The following is a 15,792-nucleotide window of genomic DNA, read 5'->3' as shown; positions in this document are numbered from 1 at the left end:
GGGGTGGTGAGAAGGACGACCATGACCGCATGATCTCGCTCAGCCCACTCGTCAGTCCGCCCGTTCCTGGTCCACATCCTCCCGGCGCATCTCCCGCGGGTGTGCCACAGCTCTTCGCACACTGGCTCGCGGAGGCCGCTGCGCTCCTCCTGCCTGTGAGCTGCGCCGGATGCGGCGTCGCCGATCACGTCGTCTGCCCGGGCTGCCGTGCCGAGCTCTCGCCGCGGGTCACCACGGTGCGGGCGGGGCCGGTGCCCGTGCCCGTGGCGGTCGCACTCGACTACGGCGGTGTCGTCGCTCGCGTGCTCTCGGCCGTCAAGGAGCACGGGCGCACGGATGCGCTGCGTCCGCTGGCCCCGGCCATGCGGGCGGCCCTCACCGGCGCGCTCATCGGATGTGGGGTGCCGGATGCGACGATCGTCACCATGCCGTCGGCCCGGTCGGCCGTGCGGCGGCGTGGCTATCGCCCGGTCGACCTGTTGGTGAGGAGCGCCGGATACCGGGTGGGGCGCCCGGCCGGACTCCTGCTCGGCCGGGCGATCGCCGACCAGGCCGGCCTCTCGGCGGCTGAGCGGCGGGACAATCTGCGCGGTGCGATGCGCGCATCCGAGACCCTCCGCGGGCGCCCGGTGGTGCTGGTCGACGACGTGCTCACCACGGGTTCGACCCTGGCCGAGGGCTGCCGCGCGGTCTCCGACCGGGGCGGAATGGTCATCGCAGCGACATGTCTCGCACGCACAGCGAAACGCAAGGAGATCGACGGTAAATAATCGGTGACACCCGGTGGCAGGCGCAGTAGGGTCAACTGCACAAGGCGCGAACGGTCCCGACCTTGTGCCGGGGCTGCGCCACTCAATATGGCTAGGAGGTCTCCATGGAAGTCAACATCACTGGAAGAAACCTAGGGATCACGGATCGATTTCGCGATTACGCGAGTGAGAAGTCGGAGAAGGTCGCACACCTCGCCGACAAGGCCCTCGCCCTCGAGATCAAGGTGTGTCGCCACAATTCGGCCAACGGCACGCAATCAGGTGACGATCGCGTCGAACTGACGCTCATCGGGCCCGGCCCTCTCGTGCGGGCGGAGAGCGCGGCGTCCGACAAGTACGCGGCGTTCGACCTCGCGCTGGCGAAACTGATGCAGCGCATCCGCCGCGCGAAAGACCGCAAGAAGGTGCACCGCGGCCAGCACCGCCCGGTGTCGCTGCACGAGGCGAGCACGGGCGGTTTCAGCATCATCGACGTGCGTCCGGCCGACCCCGAGGTGATCACCCGACGCGAAGCGGCTGCTCCCGCTCCTGCACCGGCGGCCGTGGAGGCCACACCCAGTGATGATGCCGACGACGAGGTCTACTGCCCCGTCGTCATCCGCAAGAAGGTGTTCGGCGCCACGCCGATGACCGTCGACGACGCGCTGTACCACATGGAACTCGTCGGGCACGATTTCTACCTGTTCATCGACTCCGAGACCGGTCGCGCGAGCGTCGTCTACCGGCGCAAGGGGTGGGACTACGGGGTCATCGGTCTCGATGAGAACGCCGACGCGTTCACCGAGCAGGAACCGGCAGCGGCCGGAGCCGCCGCCCGGTAGCGTTCCCCGCAGGACGACTCCCACTGCAGCCGCAGAGAACGCGCCGCCGACGCTCAGGCACGAGCAACTAGTATGGCTTGTGTTTGCGCGCACAGCGCAGCGACGACTGCAGTGGGAGAAAGTCCGTGGCCTCAGTTCTTGAAAAGGTCCTTCGTGTCGGCGAGGGCCGAACCCTTCGCAAGCTCCAGAACTACGCGAAAGCGATCAACGCGCTCGAAGAAGACTTCCAGGCGCTCTCCGACGAGGAGCTCAAAGACGAGACTCCGCGCCTGCGCGAGCGGTTCCAAGCCGGCGAGAGCCTCGACCACCTGCTTCCCGAGGCCTTCGCGGCCGTACGCGAGGCATCCACCCGCACCCTGGGCCTGCGACACTTCGACGTGCAGCTCATGGGTGGTGCGGCTCTCCACCTGGGCAACATCGCCGAGATGAAGACCGGTGAAGGAAAGACCCTCGTGGCCACCACCGCGGCCTACCTCAACGCCATCGCCGGCAAGGGTGTGCACGTCATCACCGTGAACGACTACCTCGCGGGCTATCAGAGCGAGTTGATGGGGCGTGTGTTCCGTGCCCTCGGCATGACCACCGGCGTCATCCTCGCCGGCCAGACCCCGGCCGAGCGCCGGGTGCAGTACGAGGCCGACATCACCTACGGCACCAACAACGAGTTCGGTTTCGACTACCTGCGCGACAACATGGCCTGGCAGGCCTCCGACATGGTGCAGCGCGGCCACTACTTCGCGATCGTCGACGAGGTCGACTCCATCCTGATCGACGAGGCGCGCACCCCGCTCATCATCTCCGGCCCGGCATCGGGCGAGGCGAACCGCTGGTTCAACGAGTTCGCTCAGCTGGCCACGAAGCTCGTTCCCGAAGAGGACTACGAGGTCGACGAGAAGAAGCGCACCGTCGGCGTGCTCGAGCCCGGCATCGAGAAGGTCGAGGACTACCTCGGCATCGACAACCTTTACGAGTCGGCGAACACCCCGCTCATCTCCTTCCTCAACAACGCCATCAAGGCCAAAGCGCTGTTCAAGAAGGACAAGGACTACGTGGTGCTGAACGGCGAGGTGCTGATCGTCGACGAGCACACCGGGCGCATCCTGGCCGGCCGTCGTTACAACGAGGGCATCCACCAGGCCATCGAGGCGAAGGAAGGCGTGGCGGTCAAGGCCGAGAACCAGACCCTCGCCACCGTCACCCTGCAGAACTACTTCCGCCTCTACGAGAAGCTCTCCGGCATGACCGGTACGGCCGAGACCGAGGCCGCCGAGTTCATGAGCACCTACAAGCTCGGCGTGGTCTCGATCCCTACGAACAAACCGATGCAGCGCATCGACCAGTCCGACCTCGTCTACAAGAACGAGCAGTCGAAGTTCGACCAGGTGGTCGAGGACATCGTGGAGCGGCACGAGAAGGGCCAGCCGGTGCTGGTCGGCACCACGAGCGTGGAGAAGAGCGAGTACCTCTCGCGCCTGCTCGCCAAGCGCGGCATCCGCCACGAGGTGCTGAACGCCAAGAACCACGCCCGTGAGGCCGCGATCGTCGCGCAGGCCGGCCGCCTCGGCTCGGTCACGGTGGCCACGAACATGGCCGGTCGTGGAACCGACATCATGCTCGGCGGAAACGCCGAGTTCCTCGCCGTGGCCGAGATGAACGCGCGCGGACTCAGCCCGGTCGACACCCCCGACGAGTACGAGGCGGCGTGGGACGAGGTGTTCACCTCGGTGAAGGCCGATGTGCAGAAGGAGGCCGACAAGGTCGTCGAGGCCGGCGGCCTGTACGTGCTCGGCACCGAGCGCCACGAGTCCCGCCGCATCGACAACCAGCTGCGCGGTCGAAGCGGCCGCCAGGGCGACCCCGGAGAGAGCCGCTTCTACCTGTCACTCACCGACGACCTCATGCGCCTGTTCAACGCCGGCGCGGCCGAGAGCCTGATGGGCCGGTCGGGTGTGCCCGACGACCTGGCGATCGAGTCGAAGGTGGTCTCGCGCGCCATCCGCAGTGCCCAGTCGCAGGTCGAAGGCCGCAACGCCGAGATCCGCAAGAACGTGCTGAAGTACGACGACGTGCTGAACCGTCAGCGCGAGGCGATCTACAGCGACCGCCGGCACATCCTCGAGGGCGACAACCTGCAGGATCGCGCGCAGAAGTTCCTCGAAGACGTGATCGACGAGATCATCACCGACCACGCCGCGGGCTCCGGCGACGACTGGGACTTCGACGCGCTCTGGGCGGAGTTGAAGACGCTCTACCCGATCTCGATCACCATCGACGAGGTCATCGCCGAGGCCGGCAGCAAGGGGCGCATCAACCGGGAGTTCGTCGCCCGCGAGATCCTGTCCGACGCGAAGCTCGCCTACAAGCGCCGCGAGGAGACTCTCGGCGAGGCCGCCATGCGGGAACTCGAACGTCGTGTGGTGCTCTCGGTGATCGACCGCCGCTGGCGCGACCACCTCTACGAGATGGACTACCTGAAAGACGGCATCGGCCTCCGAGCCATGGCGCAGCGCGACCCGCTGGTCGAGTACCAGCGTGAGGGCTTCGCGCTCTTCCAGTCGATGATGGGCCAGATCCGCGAGGAGACCGTCGGGTTCTTGTTCAACCTCGAGGTCGAGGTGAACGCCTCGGCAGGTGCCGTCGGCGCGCCGACGGTCGAGGCCAAGGGACTCGCCCAGTCGAGCGCTCCGGCCGAGAAGCTGAGCTTCTCCGCCCCGAGCGACTCCGGCGGTGTCGAGGTGCGCAACCAGCGCGGCCAGATCGAACAGGCCGCGAGTGCTCGTGCGCAGGAGGCTCAGGAGCAGTCCGCTCCGGTGACCAGCGCGTTCACCCGCGGTGGTGCCGCGCCGTCGGCCGGGGCGAGCACGGCTCGTCCGAGCACCCAGAAGTCGGGCAATCCGGCGAAGTCGGGCAATCCGGCGAAGTCGGGCGGTCAAGGGCAGGGATCCGGATCGGGCGGTAGCTCGAGCGGTGGTCCGCGGCCGCAGGGCGCCTCGGGAGGCTCCGGCAACCGCGCCCAGCGCCGGGCTCAGGGCAAGAAGAAGTAGCGGCGCCCGCGCCGTCTCAGAGCACGTGCACAGCGCTGGCCCGCCAGCGCGAGTCGAGCGCCTCCAACCGGATGGCCACGGCCCGTGATCGGGCGCGCCCGTGCACGATCACCACGGCGTCGACGATGCCGTCTTGCGGTTCGCAGAGCACGGTCGAGCCCATCGTGAAAGCGAGTCGCGACGGCGCCTCGCCTCGGGCCTGACGAGCGCGGGCGGAGAGCACGACCCGCTTCAGCAGGTGGGCGTAGACGTCGGCGGAGAGCCAACGGGAGATCTGATCGAGGTCGCGCGTGCCGGAGAGGATCTCGACGACGCACCGCGCCAGGCTCTCGGCGAGGGGTTTCGGGTCGGAGAGCCGGCGCACGCCCGCCGAGGCGATCGCATCCGGCGCGGTCGTGGCGGCGATCGTGCGCGTGGTCGTGGTGCGCGTGGTCACAGGAGCTCCTTCGTGGGGTGCCGTCAAGTAAGGAATGCTCAGGAGAGCATCAGCGGCTGTTACTCAACCAGTGTCGACTTTGCTTGTCCAGATGCGTTTGTGCCCTGTGGAAATCGGCGCCGCCCGTCCTCGGCTGAGTGGAAATTGCTCATAACACCCCATGGTGCCGAACTGGTGGACTGTAGTCACACACCGAGCACAACACTTCCGGCCGGGGAGCCCGTTCCCCCGACCTGCCGCCTCCCGGCCGGAATCGAACGGCTCCCGTGACCGCTTCGTAGGGAAACGCGGTCACGGGAGCTCCGAGTCGGCGTCGTAGGCTAGAACCCGTGTCAACACTCAGCGATCTCGTCACCGCCCACGGCCGCTCCACCGAAGCCGACGTCGAGTGGCTGCATCTGCTGGTCAGTGACTGTCAACTGCTGGCCGATCTGGCCTTCGCCGACATCGTGCTCTGGGTGCCCACCGTCGACGACACCTTCGTCGCCGTGGCACACTCCCGCCCCTCGAGCTCGGCCACCCTGTTCTACCGCGACTTCGTAGGCCAGACCATCAAGCCCGAGTGGCGCAAGCAGGTGACGGATGCGTTCGAGAGCGCGCAGATCGTCGACACAGCGGCCCCGGACTGGTACGAGGAGACCCCCACCAGGGTGCGGGCGGTGCCGGTGCTCCGTCGTCTCTCCGTCTCCGAACAGACCACCACCGACCGCCCCATCGCGGTGATCACGCGACACACGAACCTCAGCGAGGCGCGCACGCCGAGCCGGCAGGAACTCACCTTCAACGAGTGTGCGAACGACCTCTTCTCGATGATCGCGGCGGGCGACTTCCCCGACCTCGGCGCCCCGACCGGTCCTCGTCGTGGCGCCCCGCGCGCATCCGACGGTCTGATCCGGCTGGATGTCGACGGCATCGTCACCTTCGCGAGTCCCAACGGCCTCTCGGCATTCAACCGCATGGGCTTCGCGGGAGAGCTCGAGGGACAGTCGCTCGCGGAGGTCACGACGGGCCTCCTCAGCGGCCGCCTGATCGTCGACGAGTCATTGCCCCTGGTCGTCACGGGGCGCGCCCCGTGGCGCACCGACATCGAGGCGAAGGGGGTGACGGTCTCGCTGCGGGCGATCCCGCTGCGCACGCGCGGCCACCGCTTCGGCGCCATCGTGCTGAGTCGCGATGTGACGGAATTGCGGCACCAGGAGCGCGAGCTGATCACCAAAGACGCGACCATTCGCGAGATCCACCACCGCGTGAAGAACAACTTGCAGACGGTGGCATCGCTCTTGCGCATCCAGGCGCGCCGCACGCACTCCGACGAGGCTCGGGATGCGCTCACCCAGGCCATGCGTCGCGTCGCGGCGATCGCCGTGGTGCACGACACGCTGTCCGAGGGCCTCAACCAGCGGGTGGATTTCGACACGGTCTTCGACCGCGTGCTCCTCTTGGTGGCCGAGGTGGCGTCGGCTCACAACACGACGGTGCATCCGAAGTCCTCGGGCAGCTTCGGCGTGCTGCCGAGCGAGTACGCTACGCCGCTCGCCCTCGCGCTCACCGAGCTGGTCACGAACGCCGTGGAGCATGGGCTCGCCGGTCAGGAGGGCGAGGTCGAGATCGTGGCGACACGCTCGGAGGAGACCCTCACGGTGGAGGTGCGCGACAGCGGAACCGGCCTGCCGGAAGGCAAGGTCGGCTCGGGGCTCGGCACACAGATCGTGCGAACGCTCATCCAAGGTGAACTCGGCGGAACGATCGACTGGCACACGATGGTCGGGTCAGGAACCGTCGTGACGATCGAGATCCCGTTCCGCTGGCTGAAGAAGCCGTGACGAAAGGCGCCGGAGAGCTGCCGGTCTAGGGAACCGGCAACGCTACGGATGGGAGAGCGGTGGTGCGGCGTTGCTCAGGAGGCGCGGCGCGCCCGAGCGGCACGGCGCTTCAGCGCGCGACGCTCGTCTTCGCTGAGACCGCCCCAGACTCCGGAGTCCTGGCCGGTCTCCAGTGCGTACTGGAGGCAGATCTCGGTCACGGAGCATCGCGCGCAGACAGCCTTCGCCTTGTCGATCTGGTCCACTGCGGGGCCGGTGTTCCCAACGGGGAAGAACAGTTCCGGGTCAGCGGTCAGGCAGGCAGATTTGTCGCGCCAATCCATAGCGGGAGCTCCTTTGGATGCAGGGTGCTTCGATCGAGAGACCGAAGACTTTCGGGTGAAGGTCAATGGCACGGTGGACGCTGCACCCAAGAGGAGGATGCACCCGCTCACGTCACTGTGAGCAACATTGACCTCAAATATGGTCGCATACTGGTATTTGCAAATCAAGGGTTTTCTGATGGAGTACGCCCGTGAGTGACGATATGAACGACAGACCAACTCGCGGTGAACCCGCCCCCCTCCGGCCGCCCGGAGCTCCCGAAGCGACCGGCCCTGCTCGTGCTGCTGGCCGTCATCGTGGGCGCCGAGGCGCTCGTGATGGCCGGCGTCGTGCTGTGGCTCCTGGTCGAGCTGATGACCGCACAGCCGACGTCGTTCGAGACGGCCGTGGCCATCCTCGTCCTGGCCGCCATCGCGGCGATCTTCCTGGGCTTCGTGGCCGTGCACACCCTCCGCGCCCGCCCCTGGACCCGCGCCGCCACACTCACCTGGCAGCTGCTGCAGGTGGTGATCGCCATCGGCTGTTTCCAGGGCATGGTGGCCACCCCCACGATCGGCTGGTACCTGCTCGTGCCGGCGGTGCTCGCCGTTGTCCTGCTGTTCACCCCGCCGGTGGTGGCGGCGACTCGACGCGACGTCTGAGGCCAGCACCGGGCATCCGGATGCCGCCGGCGATCAGGCGTCGATAGCGAGCTTCTTGCGCAGCGACGCGACGTGGCCGGTGGCCTTGACGTTGTAAAGAGCCAGGGTCACGACACCCTCCTCGTCGATGACGAAGGTGGAACGGAGCACACCGGTGACGTGCTTGCCGTAGAGGATCTTCTCTCCCCAGGCGCCGTAGAGGTGGTGCACGGCGACATCCGGGTCGGAGAGCAGGGTGAAGTTGATGCCCTGCTCGTCGACCCACCCGCGGAGCTTCGCCGGAAGGTCGCGCGAGACGCCGAGCACGGTGTAGCCGGCGCTCTTCAGCGAGTTGAGGTTGTCGCGGAAGTCGCAGGCCTCGGTGGTGCAGCCCGGGGTTCCGGCCTCGGGGTAGAAGTAGAGGATGACCCGCCGGCCGCGGTAGTCGGAGAGGGAACGGGATGCGCCGTCCTCGTCGAGAAGGGTGAAATCGGGGGCCGTCTGGCCGGCCTCGATGCGGCCGCTCGCGTCTGTCATGACTCCAGTATTTCGCATCTTCGGCTCGAACGAAGCGGCTCGAGAGCACGGTTCGCGCAAGGCCCGAAGAGCATGCTAATGTTGACGACTGGCTCGCCAAGAGCCACGCACCTCTAGCTCAATCGGCAGAGCAACTGACTCTTAATCAGTGGGTTCAGGGTTCAAGTCCCTGGGGGTGCACCGCAAAACCGCCTAGATCTCAACGATCTGGGCGGTTTTTCGTTGTGTAGGGGAGTCGGCTCAGGGGCCCGATTCCGTATTTACTCCGTACTTTCAAAGAGGGTCTCGATGACTCCCGCGAAGTCCGCGACTTGCTCCTGTACCTCGACGTAGAACTGCACCGTGATGTCTTCGCTGCCGTGCCCGAGCTGGTCCCGTGCGGCCTCTATGCCCACCTCACGGGCGAGGAGCGTCGCCACCGCCTTCCGGTAGTCCCGGGGCGTCTTGCCCTCGTACGCGGAGCCGAGCAGCGCCTGACGCCATTGTCGGCGCGTGTTGTTCGGCCACCGATATGTTCCCGTCGCCGAGGGGAACACCATCGGATACTCGGCCGCCACGCGTCGCCCTGTGAGCATGTGGAGCACGGTGGGCGGGAGCTTCAGCCCACGGTTGCCGGCCTCACTCTTCGGGTGATCCTGGCGCCGCAGACCGTCGTCATCGACCAGCGTGGCTGACACCCGCACGACGCCGTGCTCGAGGTCGACGTCGCTGGACCAGTCGAGCGCGAGGATCTCGCCGATGCGGGCGCCGGTGGCCGTGAGCATCTGCGAGAGCTCGTGCAGCTCAGACACGTGCGTTCGGTCGTACTCCTCGAACAGCAGCCGCATCGCGTGTAGGTCAGCGACCTTCAGTGCCGTCACGATCTTCTTCTTCGCCGACACGGAGATGACGTCGGCGGCGTAGTTCTTCGGGACCGCACCGTGGCGGACGGCGAGAGCGAACATCTGCACGAGCACCGTGCGGGCCGTGCGAGCCGTGCCGACGCGATCCATGCGCTCTCTGATGAATCTGTCGAGCCGAGGCGTCGTCGCCTCCCGGAGGCGCAGAGAGCCGATCCCGGGCACGATCTGACCCACGATCGAGTTGCGGTACGTCTTGACCGTCCCGGCTGGTGTGCCCTTCAGCTTCCGTTCCTCCAGCCACGCCCATGCCAACTCCTCGACCGTCGATGTCGACGACAGGAGCGAGTCGCTGCTGCTCTCGCGGAGCTTCTCGCGGAGCGCCTCCAGGAGGATTGCCTCGGCCTTCGGCTCAGTCGGCCCGAACCGCTGCATCTCACGCCGCTTCCCGGTCGAATCCCGGTAGTAGACGCTTGCCATCGGCTGCCCGTTCACGGTGCGGCGGGTGACCTTACCCCATGTCTCCAGGGGCAGCGGCGGCCTAGGCAAGAGCCGCCCTCGCTGCCCATTGGCCCTCGCCCATGCGAGGATCGACGTACGTGACCAGCCCGATCTTCTCGATGCAGTAGTGCTGGTAGTCGAGCACAATCTGCGGGGTGACGTCGAGCTCTTCCGCAATGAACGCGACATCGTGTGAGATCGATTCGGCACGTGCGTACGCATCCGGGTCCACCAGAAGAGAGGCCGCGTAGCGGTTCGCCTGACGTTCTCCGGTAGCACTCTCGCAGGTGTGGCAATACTTGGCGTGCCCGAGCTCGTGTGCGATTACCTCACGTCGTTCGGCGCGGGTCAGTCCGATTTCGACATAGATGGCGCTGTCATCGTGGTCGTAGAACCCAAGCAGCCCAGGCTCGATCTCGTTCAGGTGAGCGAGATGGATTCGGATGCCGAGGCGCAGCGCTTCCCCCATGAGCTCGCGCATGTGGTTTCCCCTATTTCGTGTCTTCGTCAGTTGGCCGCTTCTTCGCGGCTCTCTTCTTCGTCCCTGCGTTCCAGCTCTCTCGAGCCTTCTCGGTAGCCCTCCTCGGGGACAGGTCACCAGTATCTGAATCACCTACGACACTGAGCGCCGGCCGTGATGCCGCGGTGCGGAGAATAAGCATCGGATCGCAGTCAAGCGCTTCTGCGATCACGTCTATGTCGTTCGTGTTGAACGGAACCTCTCCGCGCAGCTTCTTGTAGAAGGTGTTCCGGCCCATGCCAGTGCGTTGGATGAGTTCCGCCTGCGACATCTCTGCGTCCATGCGCGCATTCTCGATGACATCGATCACGCGCATTGAGAAGCCTCGCGCCGGCCCAGTTGGTTTCTGCCCCATGTCGTACAAAGTACCCAATTCGGGTACTTTCCGCAATTAGTACCCATTTGGGTTGCAATGAAGTATCCAAATGGGTACTGTCACTGCATGGACAGCGCAGACGTATCCCTCAGTAGCCGAGTAGCTGGTGCTGTGAAGGCTGAACTCGCCCGCCGTGACCTCAGCGGCCACGACCTCGCCGAGCCTCTTCGGCTCGGGCGCAATGCGGTGTACGCCCGTCTTCGCGGCGAGCGACCCTTCGACATGCACGAGCTCGCATTGATCGTCGAGTTCCTGGGAATCAGCCTCGATGACCTGTTCGCCTCGGCGGACCTCGGGAAGCGGGTGGCGGCATGAGTGCCGTCCAGTGGCTCACGGAGCAGCAGTGCGCGGAGAAGACCGGCATTCCGGTCGGCACTCTTCGCGACTGGCGACTCAAGAAGCTGAACCTCCCGTTCTCGCGTATCGGTCGGCTCGTTCGGTACTCGGATGCCGAGGTCGACGAGTTCATGGCTGCTCAGACCGTCGAGGTCAAGCGCACGGCGTAGCCCGCCCCCACAAACTGCCGCGTTCGCATCCCCCACCGATTCCCCCGTCGGGCGGGCGCGGCATCCCCTCTGAAGAAAGAAGAGAGCAATGAAGTTTCGTCTTTTCCTGGCCGCTGCGGCGGTCGGTGTTGGGATCGCTGTCTCGGCCGGTGTGGCCGGGTTCGCGGCCGGGTCGTCGGCGGAGCGGCTGACGCCTGGTGAGCGTGCGGCCATCACGAACGAGCAGACGTTCGAGATCCTCCGTCAGGGCTGGTTGCCTCCGTGCGACGGCTCGTCGGAGTACTGCTTCACGGTGGGCACTCCGGTGCCGGCCGAGATGCTCGAAGGGCTCGGACGATGAGCCGCCGGTTCCGGGTGTTCGTGCACCGCGGCGAGGTCGTCATCGGCCGGTACGGGTCGCGGAAGGCGATCCCATGCGGGCCCGGCGCCGAGGGACTCGCTCTCGCGCACACCGTCATCGGTCAGATCCAGGCGGGTGTCGCGTTCGTGGACTACGAGCAGCTCGCGACGGTGTCCCTGGCTCAGCCGGTGACCCCGCGTCAGCCGGAACTGCGACTGCGGTCGGGGGTGGCGGCATGAACATGCAACTGCGCCACTACACCTCCGCGCCTCTCGTGTTCGAGCGCTTCTGGACCTACGAGCAGCGCAAGCCCATGACCCACTCGAAGCCGCGAGGTTTCTGGGTGAGCGTCCAGGGCGAGGATGACTGGCCGTCCTGGTGCAAGAGCGAGGGGTGGGGCACGGAGCGTCTGGTCTTCGAGCATGAGGTGACTCTCGTGGCCGACGCGAACGTCCTGGTGATCGACTCTCTCGACGCACTGGTGGCATTCGAGGCCGAGTGGGGCATCCGTGAGGAGAAGAGCTTCACAAGCCCGAGTCGCGCCTTCGAGCACTCCTGGGTGGATGTCTCGATCAACTGGCCGGCGTTCGCTGCCCGGTTCTCGGGCATCATCATTGCCCCGTACCAGTGGCAGGCCCGGCTAAATCACGACTGGTACTACGGCTGGGACGTCGCGTCCGGATGTATCTGGGACCTCAGCGTGATCGCAAGCGTCACGGTGATTGAGGATCAGCCGGCGGTGGCGTCGTGATCCGGGGGACGTTGTGGATCGTGTTCCTCGGCTCCGCGGTGGGCATCGTGGTCCTCGCGGCAGCCTTTGGGGTGAACGGCGTGTTCGTCGTGCTCGCTGTCACCGGCACGGCGTCGGGCGTGGTGCTGTTCGTGGTCGACAACCCGAAGGCGGGGCGCCGGTCATGAGCAAGTTCGAGACGGTGCTCGGCGGCTGGGCGGAAGCGCAGGCCGCGATCGACGTGGCGCAGGATGCGCTGATCGCTCACCTCGACTTCGACACACCCCTGATGTGCGAGGTAGTGGAGTCCAAGGCGAATCCGATTCCGTGCCGTCGCGCGGCCGACTGGATGGCGCGCATGACGTGCTGCGGGTGGACGGTCCTGATGTGTAACGAGGACAAGGTCAGGAAGGTCGCGCAGTCGGTCAGCGTGCAGGGCAGGTGGATTTGCAGCCGGTGCAACGCCCGCATGAAGAGCTTCGACGAGGCCGTCGAGTTCATCCCGATCGGCGGTCGGTCATGACGGAGATCGTGCTCGTGGTGCCCGGCGACCTCGTGCCGCAGGGGTCGAAGAAGGCCGTGATGGGCGGCGGCAGGCCGCAGGTCGTGGACGTCAACGAGAAGAAGCTCAAGTTGTGGCGCGGACAGATCGCTACTGCCGCCCGCCTCGTCTATACGGGCCCGCTCATTCTCGACGCAGTCGACGTCCGGCTCGAGTTCCGGGTACCGCGCCCGAAGTCGGTGTCCGAAGCGAAGCGGCCTTGGCCATCCGTCTATCCAGACGTCGACAAGCTCGCGCGCGCCGTTCTCGACGCGCTGACCGGGTCCGTGTTCAAGGACGACGGACAGGTAGTCGACCTCCGCGCGTCGAAGCGGTACGCGGACCAACCGAGCGTGCTCATCAGGGTGCGCCTCACACAGAGGAGAGAAGACCAATGACTGAAATCGACCAGCAGGAGCTGGACATCAAGCCCACCACGTTCGCGCGGGGTGTCCCGAAGCAGGCGCACAACGCCTTCTACGGCATCGAGGACGAGCTGATCGAGACCCCGGTGCAGACACAGTTCACGGCCATCGTGACCTACCGACTCTCCGATGTGACCGCGAGAAGCGGGAAGGGCGTCATCTTCCCGGAGATTTCGGTGGATCACATCGAGCTCGTGCGGGACGAGAAGCGAATCGCTGAGGCGAAAGCCATTCAGGTCGCCGAGTACAAGACCCGTACAGGCGCCGACACGCTCGATGTCGATTTCGAGGGCGGTGACGACGAGTGAGCACCGCCGCACGCAAAGCGCGTAAGCGCGCCGGCATCAGGTTCGAGCGCACGCCGAAGGTCGCCACGGCCGTCTACGAGACCCGCTCTGCGCGGCAAGAGCGTCGCCGCGGCGAGTTGAAGGTGCAGCGCGCAGCCACTGGGCTGGTCGGCCGGATCGTCGGCAGCTTGCGAGGTGCGCGATGACGGACACCATCACGCTCGCACCCGAGGTCGCCGCGGTCTACGCTCGCTCGCTCGGGAACGACAGCAACCGTGAGGCGTGGCTGCACGCCCGCCTGAACGTGGTCACCGCGACCGAGGCGAAGGTGCTCTACAAGGGCTCTGCGCAGGACAAGGCGAAGGTGGTCCGCGAGAAGGTCGAGGGCTCCTCGTTCTCCGGCAACCAGTACACCGATTGGGGCAAGCACCGGGAGCCCGCGATCGCGTCGGCCACAGCTGGCTACGGGTTGGAATTGTGCGGCGAGCTGATCGCTGCCGAGGCGAACCGCCGGCACGCGGCGACCCCGGATCAGATCGGTGTCGACTTCGACGGGCTGATCATCCTCGGTGAGATCAAGACGTCGAAGCACGACATGAGCGTTGGGTCGCCGAAGTTCGAGCAGGCCGGTTACCTGTTCCAGATGATCTGGCAGGGCTACTGCGTTGGCGCGTCCCGGGTGCTGTACACGTTCGAGCAGCACGACGACGACTGGTCGCGGTGGGCGTCGCGGCCGATGGGCCGCCCGGAGACCTGGGACTCGTATGGGCCGAAGGTGATCCGGCGGGAGTCGGTGTGGATCGACCTGACGGAGCCGACGATCGCGGCGCATTTGCCGAAGATGATCGCGGCCGCTGACCGGGCGCTCGGGCGGTTGGACAAGCGTCTCGCCGAGGTGGGGGAGCAGATCGCCCCGACTTTCACCGAGCGGCAGATCGCTGAGCTCGTCGTGCTCGCCACCCACGAGAAGGAGGGGCTGGCGCAGGAGCAGGCGGGTAAGGGTCGCAAGGAGTCGGCTCACAAGGCGGCGGTCGACGTGTTCGCGGCGGTCGGGCTGGTCGAGTCGTATTCGCAGGATCACGGCGGCTTCAAGTTCACCTGGTCACCGGCCGAGCAGACCGAGAAGGAGCAGCTCGACCAGGAGGCGGCGATCGCTGCGGACCCGGAGCTCTACGAGCGCTTCGAAGCAGCGGCGGCGGTGCTGACCGCTCTCGGCGACCAGGTGCACGAGCACGAGAAGAAGTTCAAGCGGACGGTCCCGGGCACGCCCAAGGCGGCACGGCTCACGATCACCGCACTCAAGACGAAGGAGGCGGCATGAGCACCGCAGTAGCGCTGCCGACGAGCAGCAACATCGACGCGTGGAACGAGGAGGAGCGCGCCCTGCTGGACGCGGCCGGGCTCGTCCAGCGGAAGCAGAACAAGCCCCCAGCGTGGGCGCCCCGCGCGACCGTGGCGGCGTTCTTGCAGCACTGCGCCCGCACCGGCTTGGACCCGATCGCTCGGCAGATCTACGCGATCGAGCGCGGCGGGAAGTGGGGCATCCAGATCAGCATCGACGGCGCCCGACTCGTCGCCCAACGCTCGGGCCAGTACGCCGGCCAGACCCCGGTCGAGTGGACGGGCGACGGCAAGACGTGGGTGGACGTGTGGCTCGAATCCGACCCGCCGAAGGCCGCCCGGGTGGGGGTGCTCCGTCAGGGGTTCGCGCAGCCGCTGTACGCGACCGCTCGGTGGGATTCGTACGCGGTGATGAAGGACGAGTGGTCGGGAGGTCAGAAGACCGGCCGGAAGGTCGTTTCGGACATGTGGGCCAAGATGCCCGATCTGATGCTGGGGAAGGTCGCCGAGATGCTCGCGCTTCGGAAGGCGTTCCCAATGGAACTGTCGGGGCTGTACAGCTCCGAGGAGATGGCCCAGGCTGACGCTCCCGCCGCACCGGTGGCGGCGCCTGCTGAGCAGTGGGCGCCGACGACACCTCCTGAGGCTCCGCGTGTGGCTTCGAAAGACTGGGCCGCCGCGATCGCCGTGGCGACCGACGTCGACCAGCTGCGCGCCGTCTACGCCGAGATCGAGGCCGCCGCCGAGGTGGGGCTGCCGCTGAACCCGGAGCATGCCGATTCTCTCGCGGCGCTGGTGGCGCAGTGGGAGCTCGAGCAGCCGCCGGCGGGCGTGACGTCGGGTCAGATGATCGGCGCGGTGAAGAAGGCGATGGAGGCCGCCCCGGTGGTGGCTGAGGTCGTCGAGGAGCCTGCACCCAATCCCGCCGAGCCGGTCACGGAGTGGGCCACCGCCGAGGTTCCCGCGCCCGACGTCGAGCGCGACCCGACCACGGGCGAAGAGATCTTCTGA

The 15,792-nt window shown here is 66.6% G+C and carries 22 protein-coding genes and 1 tRNA gene; 17 read left to right on the top strand and 6 right to left on the bottom strand.

Annotation, left to right across the window (positions count from 1 at the left end):
• Window positions 1-29: 29 nt before the first annotated feature.
• From ACFJGU_RS02595 to secA, 3 genes are all read left to right on the top strand, one after another.
• Window positions 30-770: a ComF family protein gene (locus ACFJGU_RS02595; RefSeq protein WP_382307382.1), complete on the top strand. Its 741-nt coding sequence runs from the start codon at window positions 30-32 to the stop codon at window positions 768-770.
• Between the two features lie 104 nt (window positions 771-874).
• Window positions 875-1,591, top strand: a complete 717-nt coding sequence (gene hpf, locus ACFJGU_RS02590; protein ID WP_382307380.1) for a ribosome hibernation-promoting factor, HPF/YfiA family — start codon at window positions 875-877, stop codon at window positions 1,589-1,591.
• 125 nt (window positions 1,592-1,716) lie between these two features.
• Window positions 1,717-4,635, top strand: coding sequence for a preprotein translocase subunit SecA (gene secA, locus ACFJGU_RS02585; protein WP_382307378.1), 2,919 nt, complete (start codon window positions 1,717-1,719; stop codon window positions 4,633-4,635).
• A 16-nt stretch (window positions 4,636-4,651) separates the two neighbouring features.
• Here secA and ACFJGU_RS02580 read toward each other — a convergent pair whose 3' ends face one another.
• On the bottom strand, window positions 4,652-5,071 hold the full coding sequence (locus tag ACFJGU_RS02580) for an Rv3235 family protein (protein WP_382307376.1): 420 nt from the start codon (window positions 5,069-5,071) through the stop codon (window positions 4,652-4,654).
• A gap of 329 nt (window positions 5,072-5,400) precedes the next feature.
• On the opposite strand from ACFJGU_RS02580, the gene ACFJGU_RS02575 reads away from it, so the two are divergent.
• Window positions 5,401-6,894 (top strand): PAS domain-containing sensor histidine kinase, encoded by a 1,494-nt coding sequence (locus tag ACFJGU_RS02575; protein WP_259503736.1) that lies wholly within the window; start codon window positions 5,401-5,403, stop codon window positions 6,892-6,894.
• A gap of 74 nt (window positions 6,895-6,968) precedes the next feature.
• Here ACFJGU_RS02575 and ACFJGU_RS02570 read toward each other — a convergent pair whose 3' ends face one another.
• Window positions 6,969-7,217, bottom strand: a complete 249-nt coding sequence (locus ACFJGU_RS02570; RefSeq protein ID WP_382307374.1) for a WhiB family transcriptional regulator — start codon at window positions 7,215-7,217, stop codon at window positions 6,969-6,971.
• 225 nt (window positions 7,218-7,442) lie between these two features.
• On the opposite strand from ACFJGU_RS02570, the gene ACFJGU_RS02565 reads away from it, so the two are divergent.
• On the top strand, window positions 7,443-7,859 hold the full coding sequence (locus ACFJGU_RS02565; protein WP_382307372.1) for a hypothetical protein: 417 nt from the start codon (window positions 7,443-7,445) through the stop codon (window positions 7,857-7,859).
• Window positions 7,860-7,892: 33 nt separating this feature from the next.
• Here ACFJGU_RS02565 and bcp read toward each other — a convergent pair whose 3' ends face one another.
• A complete protein-coding gene (gene bcp / locus ACFJGU_RS02560; protein WP_382307370.1) occupies window positions 7,893-8,375 on the bottom strand; it encodes a thioredoxin-dependent thiol peroxidase in 483 nt (160 codons plus the stop codon).
• Between the two features lie 107 nt (window positions 8,376-8,482).
• Here bcp and ACFJGU_RS02555 point away from each other — a divergent pair.
• A tRNA-Lys gene (locus ACFJGU_RS02555) sits at window positions 8,483-8,555 on the top strand.
• A gap of 80 nt (window positions 8,556-8,635) precedes the next feature.
• Here the strand turns inward: ACFJGU_RS02555 and ACFJGU_RS02550 are convergent.
• From ACFJGU_RS02550 to ACFJGU_RS02540, 3 genes are all read right to left on the bottom strand, one after another.
• Window positions 8,636-9,694, bottom strand: coding sequence for a tyrosine-type recombinase/integrase (locus ACFJGU_RS02550; protein ID WP_382307368.1), 1,059 nt, complete (start codon window positions 9,692-9,694; stop codon window positions 8,636-8,638).
• Window positions 9,695-9,755: 61 nt separating this feature from the next.
• A complete protein-coding gene (locus tag ACFJGU_RS02545) occupies window positions 9,756-10,196 on the bottom strand; it encodes an ImmA/IrrE family metallo-endopeptidase (protein WP_382307367.1) in 441 nt (146 codons plus the stop codon).
• Window positions 10,197-10,206: 10 nt separating this feature from the next.
• Window positions 10,207-10,551: a helix-turn-helix domain-containing protein gene (locus ACFJGU_RS02540; RefSeq protein ID WP_382307365.1), complete on the bottom strand. Its 345-nt coding sequence runs from the start codon at window positions 10,549-10,551 to the stop codon at window positions 10,207-10,209.
• 171 nt (window positions 10,552-10,722) lie between these two features.
• On the opposite strand from ACFJGU_RS02540, the gene ACFJGU_RS02535 reads away from it, so the two are divergent.
• The 11 genes from ACFJGU_RS02535 (at window position 10,723) to bet (ending at window position 15,792) form a co-directional block, all read left to right on the top strand.
• Window positions 10,723-10,926 carry a helix-turn-helix domain-containing protein gene (locus ACFJGU_RS02535; RefSeq protein ID WP_382307363.1) on the top strand — a complete coding sequence of 68 codons (204 nt, stop codon included), beginning with the start codon at window positions 10,723-10,725 and terminating at the stop codon, window positions 10,924-10,926.
• A complete protein-coding gene (locus ACFJGU_RS02530) occupies window positions 10,923-11,117 on the top strand; it encodes a helix-turn-helix domain-containing protein (RefSeq protein WP_382307362.1) in 195 nt (64 codons plus the stop codon). The genes ACFJGU_RS02535 and ACFJGU_RS02530 overlap by 4 nt, the downstream gene beginning before the upstream one ends.
• Window positions 11,118-11,205: 88 nt before the next feature.
• Entirely contained in the window at window positions 11,206-11,457 is a 252-nt protein-coding gene (locus tag ACFJGU_RS02525; protein WP_382307360.1) for a hypothetical protein, read from the top strand.
• The gene (locus ACFJGU_RS02520) at window positions 11,454-11,696 is read left to right on the top strand and encodes a hypothetical protein (protein WP_382307358.1); all 243 of its coding nucleotides are present in this window, start codon (window positions 11,454-11,456) and stop codon (window positions 11,694-11,696) included. Before ACFJGU_RS02525 ends, ACFJGU_RS02520 begins: the two co-directional genes overlap by 4 nt.
• The gene (locus tag ACFJGU_RS02515) at window positions 11,693-12,208 is read left to right on the top strand and encodes a hypothetical protein (RefSeq protein WP_382307357.1); all 516 of its coding nucleotides are present in this window, start codon (window positions 11,693-11,695) and stop codon (window positions 12,206-12,208) included. Before ACFJGU_RS02520 ends, ACFJGU_RS02515 begins: the two co-directional genes overlap by 4 nt.
• Window positions 12,205-12,375 (top strand): hypothetical protein, encoded by a 171-nt coding sequence (locus ACFJGU_RS02510; protein ID WP_382307355.1) that lies wholly within the window; start codon window positions 12,205-12,207, stop codon window positions 12,373-12,375. The genes ACFJGU_RS02515 and ACFJGU_RS02510 overlap by 4 nt, the downstream gene beginning before the upstream one ends.
• On the top strand, window positions 12,372-12,710 hold the full coding sequence (locus tag ACFJGU_RS02505) for a hypothetical protein (RefSeq protein ID WP_382307353.1): 339 nt from the start codon (window positions 12,372-12,374) through the stop codon (window positions 12,708-12,710). The genes ACFJGU_RS02510 and ACFJGU_RS02505 overlap by 4 nt, the downstream gene beginning before the upstream one ends.
• The gene (locus ACFJGU_RS02500) at window positions 12,707-13,126 is read left to right on the top strand and encodes a RusA family crossover junction endodeoxyribonuclease (protein WP_382307351.1); all 420 of its coding nucleotides are present in this window, start codon (window positions 12,707-12,709) and stop codon (window positions 13,124-13,126) included. Before ACFJGU_RS02505 ends, ACFJGU_RS02500 begins: the two co-directional genes overlap by 4 nt.
• Window positions 13,123-13,461, top strand: coding sequence for a hypothetical protein (locus ACFJGU_RS02495; RefSeq protein ID WP_382307350.1), 339 nt, complete (start codon window positions 13,123-13,125; stop codon window positions 13,459-13,461). The genes ACFJGU_RS02500 and ACFJGU_RS02495 overlap by 4 nt, the downstream gene beginning before the upstream one ends.
• 181 nt (window positions 13,462-13,642) lie before the next feature.
• Window positions 13,643-14,761, top strand: coding sequence for a hypothetical protein (locus tag ACFJGU_RS02490; RefSeq protein ID WP_382307348.1), 1,119 nt, complete (start codon window positions 13,643-13,645; stop codon window positions 14,759-14,761).
• The gene (gene bet / locus ACFJGU_RS02485) at window positions 14,758-15,792 is read left to right on the top strand and encodes a phage recombination protein Bet (protein ID WP_382307346.1); all 1,035 of its coding nucleotides are present in this window, start codon (window positions 14,758-14,760) and stop codon (window positions 15,790-15,792) included. Before ACFJGU_RS02490 ends, bet begins: the two co-directional genes overlap by 4 nt.

It is taken from the genome of Herbiconiux sp. UC225_62 (genome assembly GCF_042694625.1).
Classification (GTDB): Bacteria; Actinomycetota; Actinomycetes; order Actinomycetales; family Microbacteriaceae; genus Herbiconiux.
Note: the sequence above shows the minus strand (reverse complement) of the source record. Positions and strands in the feature narration are given on the sequence as shown.